Source organism: Streptomyces sp. NPDC001890, from assembly GCF_042891445.1.
Classification (GTDB): domain Bacteria; phylum Actinomycetota; class Actinomycetes; order Streptomycetales; family Streptomycetaceae; genus Streptomyces.
Genome location: NZ_JBIATE010000001.1, coordinates 780,740 through 796,685 on the forward strand (window position 1 = coordinate 780,740; position 15,946 = coordinate 796,685).

General features: G+C 72.6%; 13 protein-coding genes. 5 read left to right on the forward strand and 8 right to left on the reverse strand.

Features of this window, described 5'->3' with window-relative positions; genetic code table 11:
• Nucleotides 1-10: 10 nt before the first annotated feature.
• Entirely contained in the window at nt 11-2,527 is a 2,517-nt protein-coding gene (locus tag ACFYY1_RS03440; protein ID WP_388581490.1) for a SpoIIE family protein phosphatase, read from the reverse strand.
• A 208-nt stretch (nt 2,528-2,735) separates the two neighbouring features.
• Here ACFYY1_RS03440 and ACFYY1_RS03445 point away from each other — a divergent pair, with 208 nt between their 5' ends.
• Complete coding sequence (locus tag ACFYY1_RS03445; protein WP_388580179.1) at nt 2,736-3,608, forward strand: metallophosphoesterase family protein; 873 nt, start codon at nt 2,736-2,738, stop codon at nt 3,606-3,608.
• 129 nt (nt 3,609-3,737) lie between these two features.
• On the opposite strand, the gene ACFYY1_RS03450 is transcribed toward ACFYY1_RS03445, so the two are convergent.
• The 4 genes from ACFYY1_RS03450 to ACFYY1_RS03465 form a co-directional block, all read right to left on the reverse strand.
• A complete protein-coding gene (locus tag ACFYY1_RS03450) occupies nt 3,738-4,640 on the reverse strand; it encodes a glycosyltransferase family 2 protein (RefSeq protein WP_382930654.1) in 903 nt (300 codons plus the stop codon).
• Nucleotides 4,641-4,747: 107 nt separating this feature from the next.
• The gene (locus ACFYY1_RS03455) at nt 4,748-5,149 is read right to left on the reverse strand and encodes a MazG-like family protein (protein WP_388580182.1); all 402 of its coding nucleotides are present in this window, start codon (nt 5,147-5,149) and stop codon (nt 4,748-4,750) included.
• Nucleotides 5,150-5,172: 23 nt separating this feature from the next.
• Nucleotides 5,173-6,054 carry a PhzF family phenazine biosynthesis protein gene (locus tag ACFYY1_RS03460; RefSeq protein WP_388580185.1) on the reverse strand — a complete coding sequence of 294 codons (882 nt, stop codon included), beginning with the start codon at nt 6,052-6,054 and terminating at the stop codon, nt 5,173-5,175.
• A 217-nt stretch (nt 6,055-6,271) separates the two neighbouring features.
• Nucleotides 6,272-7,093, reverse strand: a complete 822-nt coding sequence (locus ACFYY1_RS03465) for an SDR family oxidoreductase (RefSeq protein WP_388580188.1) — start codon at nt 7,091-7,093, stop codon at nt 6,272-6,274.
• Between the two features lie 217 nt (nt 7,094-7,310).
• Between ACFYY1_RS03465 and ACFYY1_RS03470 the strand changes: the two genes are divergently transcribed.
• Complete coding sequence (locus ACFYY1_RS03470; RefSeq protein ID WP_388580190.1) at nt 7,311-8,939, forward strand: alkaline phosphatase D family protein; 1,629 nt, start codon at nt 7,311-7,313, stop codon at nt 8,937-8,939.
• On the opposite strand, the gene ACFYY1_RS03475 is transcribed toward ACFYY1_RS03470, so the two are convergent.
• Nucleotides 8,926-9,948 carry a Gfo/Idh/MocA family protein gene (locus ACFYY1_RS03475; protein ID WP_388581492.1) on the reverse strand — a complete coding sequence of 341 codons (1,023 nt, stop codon included), beginning with the start codon at nt 9,946-9,948 and terminating at the stop codon, nt 8,926-8,928. The two genes, ACFYY1_RS03470 and ACFYY1_RS03475, sit on opposite strands and share 14 nt — an antisense overlap.
• A gap of 86 nt (nt 9,949-10,034) precedes the next feature.
• On the opposite strand from ACFYY1_RS03475, the gene ACFYY1_RS03480 reads away from it, so the two are divergent.
• Nucleotides 10,035-11,357: a multidrug effflux MFS transporter gene (locus ACFYY1_RS03480; RefSeq protein WP_388580193.1), complete on the forward strand. Its 1,323-nt coding sequence runs from the start codon at nt 10,035-10,037 to the stop codon at nt 11,355-11,357.
• A gap of 82 nt (nt 11,358-11,439) precedes the next feature.
• Here the strand turns inward: ACFYY1_RS03480 and ACFYY1_RS03485 are convergent, their stop codons facing one another.
• Nucleotides 11,440-12,750 carry a hypothetical protein gene (locus ACFYY1_RS03485; RefSeq protein ID WP_388580196.1) on the reverse strand — a complete coding sequence of 437 codons (1,311 nt, stop codon included), beginning with the start codon at nt 12,748-12,750 and terminating at the stop codon, nt 11,440-11,442.
• Between the two features lie 201 nt (nt 12,751-12,951).
• On the opposite strand from ACFYY1_RS03485, the gene ACFYY1_RS03490 reads away from it, so the two are divergent.
• On the forward strand, nt 12,952-13,953 hold the full coding sequence (locus ACFYY1_RS03490; RefSeq protein WP_388580199.1) for a small ribosomal subunit Rsm22 family protein: 1,002 nt from the start codon (nt 12,952-12,954) through the stop codon (nt 13,951-13,953).
• 21 nt (nt 13,954-13,974) lie between these two features.
• On the opposite strand, the gene ddaH is transcribed toward ACFYY1_RS03490, so the two are convergent.
• A complete protein-coding gene (gene ddaH, locus ACFYY1_RS03495; protein ID WP_388580202.1) occupies nt 13,975-14,799 on the reverse strand; it encodes a dimethylargininase in 825 nt (274 codons plus the stop codon).
• A 330-nt stretch (nt 14,800-15,129) separates the two neighbouring features.
• Here ddaH and ACFYY1_RS03500 point away from each other — a divergent pair, with 330 nt between their 5' ends.
• Nucleotides 15,130-15,876, forward strand: coding sequence for a bifunctional DNA primase/polymerase (locus tag ACFYY1_RS03500; RefSeq protein ID WP_388580205.1), 747 nt, complete (start codon nt 15,130-15,132; stop codon nt 15,874-15,876).
• Nucleotides 15,877-15,946 lie beyond the last annotated feature (70 nt).

The following is a 15,946-nucleotide window of genomic DNA, read 5'->3' on the forward strand; positions in this document are numbered from 1 at the left end:
GGCGGGTGGATCAGATGGTTTCGGCGTCCATGGAGTCCGGGATCGGCTGCTCGGCCCAGATCGTCTTGCCGCGCCGGGTGTAGCGGCTGCCCCAGCGCGTGGTGAGCTGCGCGACCAGATACAGGCCGCGGCCGCCCTCGTCCGTGAGCAGGGCCCGGCGCATGCGGGGTTGTGTGGCGCTGGGGTCGGAGACCTCGCAGGTCAGCTGCCCCGCACGGATCAGCCGCACCTCGACCGGGCCACCGGCGTGGCGGATGGCGTTGGTGACCAGCTCGCTCAGCACCAGTTCGGTGGTGAAGACGAGCTCCTCCAGCCCCCAGTCGCGCAGCTGCTGCGCCGCGTCCTGCCGGACCTGGGCGACGGCGGCCGGGTCGGTGGCCACGGGCCACACGGATGTGTTGCCGGGCGGCACCGCCTGGGTGCGGGCGAGCAACAGGGTCACGTCGTCGGCGAGTTGGTGTGCGGGCCGGGCGGAGATGATCTCCTGGCCGAGTTCGCGCAACGGTGCGGTGGTGGCGCCGGGGCGGGCCAGCCGGCGGGCCAGTTCGGCCATGCCCTCGTCGACGTCGCTGTCGCGTCCCTCGATCAGCCCGTCGGTGTAGAGCGCGAGCAGGCTGCCGGGCGCCAGTTCCACCTCGGTCACCTCGAAGGGCAGACCGTTGACGCCCAGCGGCGGCCCGGGGTTGAGGGGCACGTACGAGACGGTCCCGTCCGGATCCACGACGGCGGGCGGGGGGTGTCCGGCGGAGACCATCGCGCAGCGCCGTGACACCGGGTCGTAGACGGCGTACAGGCAGGTGGCACCGACCGGGTCGGCGCGGAGAAGACCGCTGTACGACCCGTCCTCGTCCGGTGGGGTGACGGTGCTGGGCCGATCGGGTCCGTCGTACCGGCCGGGCGCGCCCGATCCGCCGGCCCCGCCAGAACCACCTGATCCGCCGGATCCGCCCGACCCGACGCCTTCATCCGGCTCATCCAGCTCATCCGGCTCGTCCAGCCCGTGCGGCTGTCCGGGCTCGTCGCGGAGCTGGGACACCAGGTCGTCGAGGTGCACCATCAGCTCGTCCGGCTCCAGGTCGAGATCGGCGAGGGTGCGGACGGCGGTACGGAGCCGCCCCATGGTGGCGGTGGCCCCGAGACCGTGGCCGATCACGTCCCCGGCGACCAGGGCGACCCGGGCGGAGGACAGCGGGATCACGTCGAACCAGTCGCCGCCGACGCCTCTGGCGGTGTCGGCCGGCAGGTAGAAGCCGGAGGTGGTCACGGCGACGGTCTCGGCCTGCGCGGGTGGCAGCAGACTGCGCTGGAGGCTGACGGCGGCCCGGTGCTCCCGGGTGTAGCGGCGGGCGTTGTCCAGGGCGAGGGCCGCGCGGGCGGCGATCTCGCACAGGAGGTCCAGGTCGGCCGGCGCGTAGCCGGGCCGGTCGGGGCCGCGCCGTACGGTCACCCGGCCGAGGAAGCTGCCCCGGGCCCGCAGCGGGGCGGTCATCGACGCGGCGGAGTCACCGACGGCCGGGGCACAGCGGGCATCGGCCGGGACCACGGTGCCGGTCGCCACCTCCCCGGCCCGTTCCCCGGCCGCCGCGGTCAGCCGGAGCGGCACCGTCCCGTCCTTGCCGGGGACCGGCTCCTCGCCGGTGAACACCGCTCGGGCGACCTCCACCACGGCGAGGTCGGCCAGGCCGGGCACCAGCACGGCGGCCAGCTCCTCGCCGGTGCCGGTGACGGACAGCGATCCGCCGACGGCGGCGGTGGCGCGGTGCAGGATCGCCAGGCGCTCGTCGGAGCGGCGCTGCTCGGTGACGTCCGTGAACAGCGCGGTGACGCCGAAGACCTGCCCGTCCGGCGCCTGGAGCCGGAACGCGGAGACGGCCATCACCACCCCGCCGCCGGGATCCTCGATGGTCCGTACGGTCTGCTCCGCCAGGATCAGCGGCCGGCCGGTCCGCAGCACCTCGCGCAGCCGTCGCTCGATCGCCGCCGCGCCCGACTCCTGGAGGAAGTCCCCCAGCCGGTGGTTGCGCAGATCTGGCAGGAGGCCGGTGTACGGCAGCAGATGGGTGTTGGTCCTGACCAGCCGCAGTTCCGCGTCGAACACGGCGAGACCCAGCCGGTCCTGCAGGAAGAGCTCCCGGGTGAACGCCTGGTCCTGCTGCCACCGGGCGACCGTCCCGGCGGGCGCCCACAGCACGAAGAACCGGGCCGCGCCCCCGGACGTCCCGGCGCCGTCGTCCAGCAGCGGGAACACCTGGTAGGCGATGCCCAGTTCCTCGCCCCGGCCGGTGCGCACCGTCGTCTCGCCGTACCAGGCGCTCGTCCGGTACTCGCCGGGCGGCTGGGGTCGGTCGGCCGGGTCCGCGAGCAGCTCCAGGGCGGAACGGCCGCAGGCCTGGTCGGCGGGGAGCGAGAACAGCTCCTCCGCCGCGGGTGTCCAGCCGATGATCAGTCCGTTCTCGTCGAGCAGGGCCCCGGCCGCGCCGTCCGCGAACGGGAGCCCGTTGTGCCCGGGGGTGCCCGGGAGGGTCATGCCGTCCACCACGTACTCAGCTCCCTCTCCCGGCCCTGCCCTGCCGACGGTCCCGCGCCGCGTCCACGGACGTCTCCATCATGCCTCGGCTCGTTCCGGTCGCCAGTTCCGGCAGCCCGGTTCCGGCAGCCCGGTTCCGGCCGTCACCGACCGGGCCGGTCCGCGGTGGGGCACTATTTCGTCCAGTCACTGCGTGGGAGGGTTCCGCATGTCCGATCACACCGATGGAAGCCGCGGTTCGCTGCTGGCGGTGAGCGACCTGCACGTGGGGATGGCGGACAATCGCCCCCTCGCCGAGTCCCTGCGGCCCGGATCGGACGACGACTGGCTCATCGTCGCCGGTGATGTGGCGGAGCGCATGGCGGACGTGGAGTGGGCGTTGCGGCTGCTCGCGGGCCGGTTCGAGCGGGTGATCTGGACCCCGGGGAACCACGAGTTGTGGACGCCCGAGAGCGATCCGGTCCGGCTGCGGGGCCGGGAGAGGTACGAGCACCTGGTCGGGTTCTGCCGGAGCCTGGGGGTGGTCACCCCGGAGGATCCGTACCCGCTGTGGTCCGGGCCCGACGGGCCGGTGGCCGTCGCGCCGGTGTTCGCGCTGTACGACTACAGCTTCCGGGCGCCGGGCACGGCGACCAAGGAGGAGTCCCTGGCCTACGCGTACCGGACGGGGGTGGTGTGCACCGACGAGTTCCTGCTGCACCCGGACCCGTACCCGAGCCGTGACGCCTGGTGCCGGGAGCGGGTGGCGGAGACGGAGAAGCGGTTGGCGGCACACGATCCGAAGATCCCGCTGGTCCTCGCCGGCCACTGGCCGCTGGTGCGCGAACCGATGGACGTCCTGCGGTACCCCGAGTTCGCCCAGTGGTGCGGCACCCGGCTCACCGCCGACTGGCACCGGCGGTTCAACGTGGCGGCGGTGGTCTACGGCCATCTGCACATACCCCGTACGACCTGGTACGACGGGGTGCGCTTCGAGGAGGTCTCCGTCGGATACCCGAGGGAATGGCGCAGGCGCGGCCACCCCAGGGGCCTGCTGCGGCGGATCCTTCCGTACGACGGCGACGGGAGCGACGGCGCATGACGCCGAGTTGGACCACGGGCCGGGACGCGAATCCGAGCCCCATGATCCAGCCGCGGACCGGCGGGTCGGATGAACGTGGGTCATCCGACCCGTGGATCGGATGACCCGTGGATCGGATGACCCGGCGGATCAGATGACCGGCGGCCGTCCCAGCTTCGTCATCCGCCACACCGTGCGCCAGCGCATCGGCTGCCTTCGCCCGCACGGGGTACGGACGCCCTCGGCGAAGCCACCGGCCCAGGCGCGCAGACCCGTCGCCGAGCGGGTGCGGGCCACGGTGAGGAGGGTCCAGGTGCCCAGGTAGGCCGGGACCAGGGGGAGAGGCAGGTTCCGGCGGGCCAGCCAGACCCGGTTGCGGGCCGTCATCCGGTAGTAGACGGAGTGCCTGGCCGGGGAGGTCTTGGGGTGCTGGAGCAGCAGATCGGGCTCGTAGAGGATCTTCCAGCCCGCGTCGAGCGCCCGCCAGGACAGGTCCGTCTCCTCGTGCGTGAAGAAGAACTCGGCGGGCCAGGGGCCCGTCTGGGCGAGCATCTTCATGGAGAAGGCGTGGCCGCCGCCCAGGAACGCGGTGACCGGTCCGCCACGCATCGGGTCGGTGGCGCGCAGCCGGGGCACGTGGCGGCGCTGGGTCTCGCCGTGCTCGTCGGCGATCCGGAAGCCGACGATGCCGAGCCGCGGGTCGGCGGCGAACAGCTCCCGGACCTTGCGGAACACCCCGTTGTCGACCAGGAGCCCGTCGTCGTCGAGCTCGATGACGACATCCACGTCGCCGAACTCCGCCAGCCTCTGCAGGGCGACGTTGCGGCCCCCGGGGCAGCCCAGGTTCTCGGGCAGCTCGATCGTCGTCACCCCGCCGGACAGATCGGACAGGCCGGGAAGGGCGCTGAAGTCGGGGAGGGGCGATCCGTTGCCCACCACGACGAGCCGGTGCGGACGGACGTCCTGTCCGGCCACCGAGGCCAGCAGGGCCTCGACCTCCTTCGGGCGATCGCCCATGGTGATGACGGATACGGCGATGCGTGGTTCGGACACGGTCGGCACTCCTGGTCTCGCTTCGGTGCCCGCGATCGTAGTCCCAAGAGCTGGTCGCCCGTTGTTCAGCCACCCGTCGCCGCCCCGCCATGCCGCGTGAGCCTTGGTCAGGATGCGGTGCCGGGGGTCTGCCGGGACGGGGCGAGAGGGGCGCGCGGGCGTGCCGCGACGCGTCGCACATGCCGGTCGAAGACGGCTTCCGCGTCGGGGGTGAGGGTGCGCAGGGCCACCATCGCCGTCACGATGACGTCGCAGAGCTCCGCCTCCACGTCCTGCCAGGAATGGCTGGCGCCCTTGCGCGGGTTCTGGCCGGCCGCCCCGATGACGGCCTCGGCGACCTCGCCCACCTCCTCCGACAGCTTCAGCATCCTCAGCAGCAGATCCTGCTCGGGCGGGATGCCGGTCTCCGCGTCGAGCCAGCCGTGCAGCTCGTCGATCGTCCGCCAGGTGCCGTGGTCCCGGTCCTCGCGGTCGTGGTCCTCGCGGTCGTGGGTGCTCTGCTGGTCCATGGTGCCCAGCCTGCCAGGACCGGTCAGCCCCCGATGCGGGTTCCGGTCCCGCTCACCCGCACCCGGGCGTCGTCCGCCCGCAGTTCGACCGTGAGCGTGCCGGGGCGGCCCATGTCCTCGCCCTGGTGGAGGGTGAGGACCGCCGTTTCGGGCGCGAGACCCCGGTCGCGGAGATAGGCGCCGAAGGCGGCCGCCGCGGCGCCCGTGGCCGGGTCCTCGACGACGCCGCCGACCGGGAACGGGTCGCGGACATGGAAGACGTCCGGCGCGGCCCGCCACACCAGTTGCAGGGTCGTCAGGTCCAGTCGGCGCATCAGCGCTTCGAGGCGCGCGAAGTCGTAGGAGAGGTCGGCGAGACGCTCACGGGTCGCGGCGGCCAGCACCAGGTGGCGGGCGCCCGCGAAGGCGATCCGGGGCGGCAGGGCCGGGTCGAGATCGGCGGCCGGCCAGTCGAGCGCGGCGAGTGCCTCGGCCAGGTCGTCGGGGGCGATGTCCATGACGTCCGGTTCGACGCTGGTGAGCGTGGCGCGGAGCTCGGCGCCCTCCCGGGTGACGGTGACCGGGACCGTGCCCGCGGGTGTGTGGAACACCAGGTCGCCGGGGCCGTCGCGCTCGGCCAGGGCGAGGGCCGTCGCGACGGTGGCGTGGCCGCAGAACGGGACCTCGGCCTTCGGGCTGAAGTAGCGGATGGCGTACTCCCGGGCGCCCTGCCCCCCGGCACCGGCCGGCTCCCCCCGCCCGGTCAGGAACGCCGACTCGCTGTACCCCAGCTCCGCCGCGACGGCCAGCATGGTGGCGTCGTCGAGTCCGGACGCGTCGAGGACCACCCCGGCGGGATTGCCTCCCTCGGGATCGGCGGAGAACGCGGTGTAGCGCAGGACCTGGGTATCCGGATGACGGCTCATGTCGCAGGTCAACCCTGTCGCGGCCCGGGACATTCCCGCACCCGGCCGGCCGGACGGCGAGAACGCCCCGGGCCGCGGTCGCCCGGCTCAGTGGCAGTTCTTGGCAGGACGGCGCGCGGTGCCCCGGCACACAGGTGTTCGCCGCGCCCGGGGTCCGGTCGTCCGGGCAGCAGCTGCCCTTGGTGGGCTGCTTGTGCTGTTTGCAGGGGCCGCTCCGTCAGCCGCGCCCCACGTACGGCATCGCCGTCGCCAGTACCGTCGCGAACTGCATGTTCGCCTCCAGGGGCAGCTCCGCCATGTGGAGCACCGTCCGGGCCACGTCCGCCGCCGCCATCACCGGCTCGACCGCGAGTTCGCCGTTGGCCTGGAGGATGCCGGTCTGCATCTGCTCGGTCATGTCCGTGGCCGCGTTGCCGATGTCGATCTGCCCGCAGGCGATCCGGTACGGACGTCCGTCCAGCGACAGCGACTTCGTCAGCCCCGTCATGGCGTGCTTGGTCGTGGTGTAGGCGACCGAGTGCGGGCGCGGCGCGTGGGCGGAGATCGAGCCGTTGTTGATGATGCGGCCGCCCTGCGGGTCCTGTTCCTTCATCAGCCGGTACGCCGCCTGCGCGCACAGGAACGCGCCCGTCACGTTCACGTCCACCACCGCTCGCCAGTCCGCCACCGAGAGGTCCTCCACGGGCACCGAACGCGGGCCGAACGTACCGGCGTTGTTGAAGAGCAGGTCGAGGTGGCCGAAGCACTCCCGTACCGAGGAGAAGAGCGCGGTCACGTCCTCGGGGCGGGACACGTCGGCGGGGACGGTGATCACCCGGGCGTGCTCCCCGGCCAGCGCGGCCGTCTCGGCGAGCGGTTCGGGCCGCCGGCCCGCGAGCGCCACCGACCAGCCGGCGCCGGTCAGGGCGAGCGCCACCGCGCGGCCGATGCCGGAGCCCGCGCCCGTCACGACCGCCGTCTTCGGACCTGACTTCGGGCCGGACTTCGGGCCGGACCGCGGACCTGGCTTCGGGTCGGAATTCAACAGTTTGTTGCTCATGACGCCGCAGCGTACGCCCTGCCGCCCCGGGGAGACGCGAGGCCGCCCGGGGCCGCACGGGACCAACGAGGCGCATGGGATGCGTGCTTTGTCCCCGGGGACCCATTGCTGCCGCACTCCTCATCCTCCCGACGCCCGGACGACGCGAACACGACAGCCGCCCGATGCGCTGGGCCGGTGAACTGCCGCAGTACGTCACCGGCCAGGGGAGGGACAGATGACACACTCATCGCACCAACAGGACATGCGCGACGCGGCCAGGCAGGTCGGGCGCCGCCGCTTCCTCACCGTCACCGGCGCGGCCGCCGCGCTCGCCTTCTCGGTCAACCTGCCCGCCGCGGGCACCGCGAGCGCCGCCGAGCTGGACGCGAAGAAGATCGGCGACGACCCGTTCACCCTCGGCGTCGCCTCCGGCGACCCGCTTCCCGACTCGGTCCTGCTGTGGACCAGACTCGCACCGCGCCCCTACGAGCCCGGCAGCGGACTGCCCCGGGCCCGGGTGCAGGTGCGCTGGGAGCTCGCCCGCGACGAGCGGTTCTCCCGCGTCGTGCGGCGCGGATCGGCCACCGCCCACCCGGAGTTCGACCACAGCGTCCACGTCGAGGTCAAGGGCCTCGAAGCCGACCGGGTCTTCTACTACCGCTTCCGCACCGGAACATGGACCAGCCCCGTCGGCCGGACCCGCACCGCGCCCGCCCGCGGCGCCCGCAACAGCTCGCTGAGCCTGGCCGCCGTCTCCTGCCAGGCGTACCACGACGGCTACTTCACCGCGTACAAGCACCTCGCCCAGGAGGACGTCGACGTCGTCTTCCACCTCGGCGACTACCTCTACGAGTACGCCGTCAACGCGACCGGCGGCGCCCGCAACTACACCGACCGCAGGCTCCCCGCCCACTACAACCGGGAGACGGTCACGCTGGAGGACTACCGGCTGCGGTACGGCCTCTACAAGTCCGACCCCGATCTGCGCGCCGCCCACGCCGCCCACCCCTTCGTCGTCACCTGGGACGACCACGAGACCGAGAACAACTACGCGGGCGGGACCCCCGAGAACGACGTACCGCCGGAGGAGTTCCTGCTGCGCCGGGCCGCCGCGTACCGCGCGTACTGGGAGAACCAGCCGCTGCGCGCCCCGCAGCGGCCCACCGGCCCCGACATGAGGCTCTACCGGCGCCTGCAGTTCGGCCGGCTCGCCCAGTTCGACATCCTCGACACCCGCCAGTACCGCAGCGACCAGGCGTACGGCGACGGCTGGCAGACGCCCGGACCGGAGTCCGAGGACCCGTCGCGCACCATGACCGGCGCCACCCAGGAACGCTGGCTGATCGACGGCTGGCACGCCTCGCGGGCCACCTGGAACGTCGTGCCGCAGCAGGTCACCTTCGCCCAGCGGCGCGACGTCCCCACCGACGCCTTCAAGCTGTCCATGGACGCGTGGGACGGCTACCCCGCCTCCCGGAGTCGCATCCTGAAGGGCGCCGAGGCCGCCGGGGTCGACAACCTGATGGTGCTGACCGGCGACGTGCACGTCGGCTACGGCTTCGACCTGAAGAAGGACTTCGACGACCCCGCCTCCCGCACCCTCGGCACGGAGATCGTCGCCACCTCCATCACCAGCGGCAAGGACGGCTCGGACAAGCCGGGCAGCTGGAACAACCAGATGCAGGCCAACCCGCACATGAAGTTCTTCAACGGCCGCCGCGGGTACGCCGTCGTCACCCTGGGCCGGGAGCAGGCACGCGCCGACTACCGCACGGTGTCCGCCGTCACGACCCCCGGCGCGCCCCTCGCGACGGCCGCGTCGTTCGTCACCGAGGTGGGCGACCAGGGCCTCACTCCTGCGTGATCCCGTCCGCCGCGTAGCGGACGCCGATGCGGTCACGCACCGCGTCGAGCGTCCGCATCACGGCCAGCGACCCGTCCAGCGGCACCAGCGGCGACTCCGTCTCGCCCGCCCGCAGCGCCCGCACCACCTCGGCCTGCTCGAACTGCATCCCGCGCAGCCCCCCGGTCCCGGCACCGCCTGCGGATCCGGCGGTGAACTCCTCGGGCTCGCGTCCCGGCCGGTGCAGCACGAACCGCTCCGGGTAGAAGAAGCCGCGCGGGAACTCGATCCGGCCCTTCGTGCCCGTGACCGCCGCGGTCTGCGGGGTGTCCGCGACGAGCGAGCAGTTCAGCAGCGCCGAGGCGCCCGCCTCCGACCAGCCCAGCAGCATCGCGGTGTGCAGATCGACGCCCTCGGGGGAGAGCACCGCGTCGGCCTGCACCCGGTCCGGCTCGCCCAGCAGCAGCTGCGCGAACGACACCGGATAGACCCCGAGGTCCAGCAGCGCGCCGCCGCCCAGCGCCCGGTCGCGCAGCCGGTGCTCGGGCCCGAACGGGCCCGCGAGCCCGAAGTCCGCCTGCACGGTGCGGATCTCGCCGATGGCGCCGTCCCGCACCAGCTCCGTCATGCGCCGGATGACCGGGTTGCAGTACGTCCACATGGCCTCCATCAGGAAGAGCCCCCGGTCCCGGGCGAGCTTCACCAGCTCGTCCGCCTCCCGGGCGTTGAGCGTGAACGCCTTCTCGCACAGCACGTGCTTCCCGGCCTCCAGACAGAGCGCCGCCGCCTCCCGGTGCGCCGAGTGCGGCGTGGCGACGTACACCACGTCGACCTCGTCGTCGGCGGCGAGCGCGGCCCAGCTGCCGTACGCCCGGGGTATCCCGAACCGCTCGGCGAACGCCTGCGCCGAGGCGTCCGTCCGGGACGCGACGGCCACCACTTCCGTGTCCGGCATCGACCGGAGATCCTCGGCGAACGTCGTGGCGATACCGCCGGTCGCCAGCACACCCCACCGCACAGTGCCGCTCATGCCTGTCATGCCTGCTCCCCAAGAGGTCTCGACCAGTCCGGCTGAGCTGAGAGCATAGATGCGGATTCAACGACATGGAGATGGAAATGCCGGAGAGCGGCGCAAGCCGGGCCCAGCAGGAACGCACACACATATCGACCGCCGGAACCGGGGCCACGGAGCCCGGAGCCACCGGCACCTTCCCCGGAAAGCCGGCCGCTGCCGAAGCGGCCAGGCGCACCGGACTTCTCGTCACCCTCGTCCTCGGCGGCCTCACCGCGGTACCGCCGCTCTCCATGGACATGTACCTCCCCGCCCTGCCCGCGGTCACCGACTCCCTGCACGCGCCCGCCGCCACCGTCCAGCTCACCCTCACCGCCTGCCTGACCGGCCTGGCGCTCGGACAGGTCGTCGTCGGCCCGCTGAGCGACCGGTGGGGCAGGCGCAGACCGCTGCTCATCGGCATGATGATCTACGTCGTCGCCACCGCGCTCTGCGTCTTCGCGCCCACCACCGGGCTCCTCATCGGCTTCCGCCTGCTCCAGGGCCTGGCCGGTGCGGCGGGCATCGTCATCGCCCGTGCCGTGGTGCGCGACATGTACGACGGCATGGAGATGGCCAGGTTCTTCTCCACCCTGATGCTCATCTCCGGCGTCGCGCCGATCGTCGCCCCGCTGATCGGCGGCCAGGTGCTGCGGTTCACCGACTGGCGCGGGATCTTCGCCGTCCTCACCGTCGTCGGCCTGGTGCTCACCCTCGTCGTCTGGAAGTGGCTGGGCGAGACCCTGCCGCCGCGGGACCGGCACACCGGCGGCCTCGGCGACGCGCTGCGCACCATGCGCGGACTGCTCGCCGACCGGGTCTTCACCGGCTACATGATCGCGGGCAGCCTCGCCTTCGCCACCCTCTTCTCGTACGTGAGCGCATCGCCGTTCGTCATGCAGGAGATCTACGGCGCCTCGCCGCAGACGTTCAGCCTGCTCTTCGGCATCAACTCGGTCGGCATGATCATCGTGGGCCAGATCAACGGCAAGATCCTGGTCGGCCGGGTCAGCCTGGACAAGGCGCTCGCCGTCGGGCTCTCGGTCATCGTGCTCGCCGCGGCCGCACTGCTGCTGATGACGACCGGGGTCTTCGGAGAGGTGGGCCTGTTCCCGGTCGCCGCCGGGCTGTTCGTGCTGATGTCGGCGATGGGGATGGCGATGCCGAACACGAACGCGCAGGCGCTGATGCGTACGAAGCACGCGGCCGGGTCCGCCTCGGCGCTGCTCGGCACCTCGTCCTTCCTGATCGGTGCCATCGCCTCGCCGCTCGTCGGGATCGCGGGCGAGGACACGGCCGTACCGATGGCCGTCGTGCAGCTGGTGTGCGCGGTGGGCGCGATGGCCTGCTTCCTGGGGCTGTGCCGGCCCTGGCGGCGGGCGGCGTGACACGGACGCCGTGACGCGCGGGACGTGACGCGCGGGACGTCCGAGCCGGGGCGAACGGGTTTCCGCCCCGGCACCCACGCCGTTACGAGGACCTCGGGTACCCGATCAGGTGCGGGCGGTCCTTCTCGTCCGTCCAGCGGAACAGCCCGACGCCGTCCGCGGTCTCCATGCCCGGGACGCGCACGTTCGAGGGCAGGGCGCCCGTCGAACCGCTGCGGACGGCGACCGCGACGGGGGCGCCGCCGCCGGCCAGGACGTCGGCCGCGTTGCGCGCGCTCGCCGCGCCGTACGCGGTGCCCTCGTCGTTCACCGAGGCCAGGGTCAGCGGCTTCGTGCCGTCCGCGCCCTCGAAGCAGAACCCCCGCTTCGTGGCCAGGTCGAACGCGAGCGGTCCGGCGACCAGGTAGGAACCCGAGGGCGCGGCGACGAGCTGCGGGTACTGGCCCGGCTTTATCGCGGGCTTGCTGCACTCCACCGAGGCCAGCGGCTTGCCCGTCTCCACGTCGTGCACCACCCACATGTCGTGGGTGGCGGCGCGCTTCGCCTTCTTGTCCAGCTGCCACTTCGCCAGGACCAGGCCCGGGACCACCGACGTCGGGATCCCGCTGACCTTGTCCGTGCCCTTGGGGGCGACATTGCGGCTGAACCAGCCGCCCTGCACCCAGAACTCCTTCGCCCCGCTGACCAGCAGGCCCTTCTGCGTCAGCCCGCGCACCTCGGTGAGCTGCTTGCAGGTCTTGCAGCCCTTCGGGTACTTGAGCGCGGACGCCTCGACCTTGGACACCCGGCCGGTCACCGGGTCGACCACCGCGCTGTTCGTCCGGCCGTCGCTGATGAGGATGCCGGGGCCGGTGGTGGAGACCGTCGGGACCGAGTTCCACGGCACCTCGACGCGCCGCCGGGAGCCGTCCTCCACGTCGTAGACATCCAGCGAGACGATCGTGTCGGCCGGGGTCAGCGCGTTCTCGCCGACCTTTCCGTACGCCCAGGTCACGAAGTACTCGTGGTCGTCGACGGTGACCGGCAGGAGCTTCGGGAACTGGTGCGGCGACGGGGGCCGCCAGCTCTCGCCGTGCCAGCCGGTCTCGCCCGTCTTGGAGTCGATGGTCCGCAGCTGGTACTTGGTCTCCGACTCCCGTACCAGATAGGCGAGGCGGCCCGTGGTCCGGGAGATCGCGTAGTCGGGCGAGGTCCCGATGAGCTCCCACCCGCGCTCGGGCGCGTACGCGGAGGGAACGGTGAGCTGTGTCACCTCGGCCGTACTCTTCTTCTTGGCCTGCTTCTCCGGCTCTTCCGTGCCCTTCTCACCACTGCCGCAGGTGGCGAGCAGAAGAAGCATGGCCAGCACGAGCACTCCGCCGACCAGAACCAGGCGCACGATCTTCTGTCTCATGGTTCCCCTCGATGGGCAATCCCTACCCGGGGCTGCTCGCCCGGATCACGCCGGGCTGATCCGAACGCAAGACCCCAGCGGCGGTCAGCGTAGCAACTTGCATGGGCATCGCGGCAGTTCGGATTCCGTGCAGTTCGGCGCGGATACCGGCGCGGTCACCGGGGCGCGGACGGGTCCGTCGGCTTTGCCTACAATTCGTCGGTGAACGCCACCCTCCCCTCCGCGGAAGTCCTGCGCGCGACGCTCGCCGGACTGCTCGACGGACTGCCGCCCAAGCAGGCCGCCCAGGCCGTCGAACGGCTCATCGCCAACTACCGCGGGACCACCCCGACCGACGCGCCGGTGCTCCGCGACCGCTCCGACGTCGCCGCGTACGCCGCGTACCGGATGCCCGCCACCTTCGAAGCGGTACGGTCCGCCGTCGACGCGCTCCGGGAGGCCGCCCCGGACTGGGTGCCCGTCACGCACACCGACGTCGGCGGCGGCACCGGAGCGGCGAGCTGGGCCGTGGCGGGGGCCTGGGAGGCACAGGCGCCGCGCACCACCGTGCTGGACTGGGCCGAGCCCGCACTCGCCCTCGGCCGTGAACTGGCGGAGCTCTCCGGCATCCCCGCCCTGCGCGCCGCCGAGTGGCGCCGGGCCCGGATCGGCGCGGGCCTCGAACTCGCCCCCACGGACCTGATCACCGTCTCCTACGTACTCAACGAGCTGACGGCGGACGTGCGCGCCGCCCTCGTCGACACCGCCGCCGCGGCGGCGCAGGCGGTCGTGGTCGTCGAACCGGGCACCCCCGACGGCTACGCCCGGATCATCGAGGCCCGCGACCGGCTGATCGCCGCCGGGCTGACGGTCGCCGCGCCCTGCCCGCACAGCGCGGCCTGCCCGATCGAGCCGGGCACGGACTGGTGCCACTTCTCGGCCCGGGTCAGCCGCTCCTCGCTGCACCGGCGGGTCAAGGGCGGCTCGCTGCCGTACGAGGACGAGAAGTTCAGCTACGTGGTGGCGACCCGCTTCGGGACACAGCCCGTGGCGGCGCGGGTCACCCGCAAGCCCCAGATCCGCAAGGGGCAGGTGCTGCTGGACCTGTGCACCCGCGACGAGGCCCTGCGGCGCGCCACGGTCACCAAGCGGCACGGCGAGCTGTACCGGGCCGCCCGGGACATCGCGTGGGGCGACGAGTGGCCGCCCCGGGAAGACGGCTGACGGCGGCCCGCCGGACAGGCCCTACCCCCGCAGCTCCTGCGTGCAGCACTTCACGCTGCCGCCGCCCTTGAGCAGCTCGCCCAGGTCCATCGGCACCGGTTCGAAGCCCCGCGCCCGCAGCGGATCGAAGAGCCCCGTCGCGGCCTGTGGCAGCAGCACATGGAGCCCGTCGCTGACCGCGTTCAGCCCGAGCGCCGCGGCGTCCGCCTCCTCGGCGATCAGCGCGTCCGGGAAGAGCCGGGCCAGCACCGACCGGCTGCCCGGCGAGAACGCCCCCGGGTAGTACATGATCTCGTCGCCCGCGTCGTCGAGCACGGACAGCGCCGTGTCCAGGTGGTAGTAGCGCGGGTCGACCAGATCGAGCCCGATCACCGGGCGCCCGAAGAACTCCTGCGCCTCGCCGTGCGAGAGCGGACTGGACCGGAAGCCCCGCCCGGCCAGCACGTACGACGCGGTGACCGCGAAGTCGCCCTCGCCCTCGTTGACGTGGTCCGGTTCATGGATCTCGGTGAAGCCATGGGCCCGGAACCACTCGCGGTGCGCCCCGGCCTCCTCGTACCGCTCCTGGTACGCGAAGCGGGCGCCCAGCACCCGGCCGTCGATGACCGTGGCGCCGTTGGCGGCGAACACCATGTCGGGCAGCTCGGGGCGGGGGGCGATCAGCTCCACGGTGTGCCCGAGGGCGCGGTACCGGTCGCGCAGGTCCTCCCACTGGGTCTGGGCCAGGGGGAGGTCCACGGGCTTGCTGGGGTCCATCCAGGGGTTGATGGAGTACGTCACCCTGAAGTGGGTGGGCGCGCACATCAGGTAGCGGCGGGGTGTGGCTTCACGAGCTTCACGAGGCAATGGAGGCTCCTCACGAAAAGGCAGGGGTTGCCTGCCGGGGGACGTCGCACGGGTGTGTGCGTGAGCCCATGGTCCGCTCTCCGGGGCCCCACGCACAGTGATCCGATCGGGTGGTTCGGCGCCACCGCCGGGGACGCGGTGCGCGGGGTCGGCGCACCGGCGCCCGACGTGCAGGCCGGCGCCCCGAGACGCACCCGTCATTTCATGACAAGAAGTGGCATAGAGCCCAGCTCACGGCGTCGTCGCCCGTACCCCGCTTCGGGAGTCCGGCCACCCGGGGCGCAGGATGGTGGGACCATGGGCAGGGGCAACGCAAAGGTAAGGGGATAGATGGGCGCCGATTTCGGCCGTTACCGCGGCTCAGAGAGCAAATTTTCCCAATGGCTGCGACGCCGACCCAAACCGCAGCAGGGCGCGGTCGACGACACCGCCCGGGAGGCGCTGCTCCTGGCCGTCGCCGAGGCCGGAATGCCGATCGCGCCGGCCGCCCATCCGGTCGGATACCGATGTTCGTGCGAACGCATCGGCTGTCCCACCCCCGCCCGGCACCCGATCTCCTTCGCCTGGCAGACGCAGTCCACCACCGACCGGGCCCAGATCGAGCGCTGGGCCCGCAGCCAGCCGCAGGCCAACTTCATCACCGCGACCGGCATGATCCACGACGTGCTCGACGTGCCGCTGTCCGCGGGCACCCAGGCACTGGAGCGGCTCCTCGCCGCCGGCATCGATGTCGGCCCCGTCGCCCGCTCCGGCGACGACCGGATGCTCTTCTTCACCGCCACCCGGGGTACGCCCGAGGACGAGGACGAATGGTGGCCGTGCGAGCTCGACTGCCATCCCGAGACCATGGACGAACATCCGGGGCTGCGGTGGCACTGCCGGGGCAGCTATGTGCTCCTCCCGCCGGCCCTGCTCCCCGGCGAGCTGGACGTGCGGTGGGTGCGCGGACCGGAGAACCCGCTGCCCGATCCGCTGACCCTGCTGGAGACGCTCACCGACGCGTGCGCGCAGTACGCGGACGCGGCCGACCAGAGCGATCTCGACCATGACTCGGTGGCCTGGCCGCTGAGCCGCTAGACATATTGCCCCGTGCCGTCCTCGACGACGCGGCGGGCCGTCTCGGGCAGGGGCGCATTTCGGTGGGGCA

Excerpts from the sequence above, each read along its gene's own strand:
- ACFYY1_RS03440 (WP_388581490.1), bottom strand. The coding sequence starts at position 2,527 with ATGACCCTCCCGGGCACCCCCGGGCACAACGGGCTCCCGTTCGCGGAC.
- ACFYY1_RS03445 (WP_388580179.1), top strand. The coding sequence starts at position 2,736 with ATGTCCGATCACACCGATGGAAGCCGCGGTTCGCTGCTGGCGGTGAGC.
- ACFYY1_RS03455 (WP_388580182.1), bottom strand. The coding sequence starts at position 5,149 with ATGGACCAGCAGAGCACCCACGACCGCGAGGACCACGACCGCGAGGAC.
- ACFYY1_RS03460 (WP_388580185.1), bottom strand. The coding sequence starts at position 6,054 with ATGAGCCGTCATCCGGATACCCAGGTCCTGCGCTACACCGCGTTCTCC.
- ACFYY1_RS03465 (WP_388580188.1), bottom strand. The coding sequence starts at position 7,093 with ATGAGCAACAAACTGTTGAATTCCGACCCGAAGCCAGGTCCGCGGTCC.
- ACFYY1_RS03470 (WP_388580190.1), top strand. The coding sequence starts at position 7,311 with ATGACACACTCATCGCACCAACAGGACATGCGCGACGCGGCCAGGCAG.
- ACFYY1_RS03475 (WP_388581492.1), bottom strand. The coding sequence starts at position 9,948 with ATGAGCGGCACTGTGCGGTGGGGTGTGCTGGCGACCGGCGGTATCGCC.
- ACFYY1_RS03480 (WP_388580193.1), top strand. The coding sequence starts at position 10,035 with ATGCCGGAGAGCGGCGCAAGCCGGGCCCAGCAGGAACGCACACACATA.
- ACFYY1_RS03485 (WP_388580196.1), bottom strand. The coding sequence starts at position 12,750 with ATGAGACAGAAGATCGTGCGCCTGGTTCTGGTCGGCGGAGTGCTCGTG.
- ACFYY1_RS03500 (WP_388580205.1), top strand. The coding sequence starts at position 15,130 with ATGGGCGCCGATTTCGGCCGTTACCGCGGCTCAGAGAGCAAATTTTCC.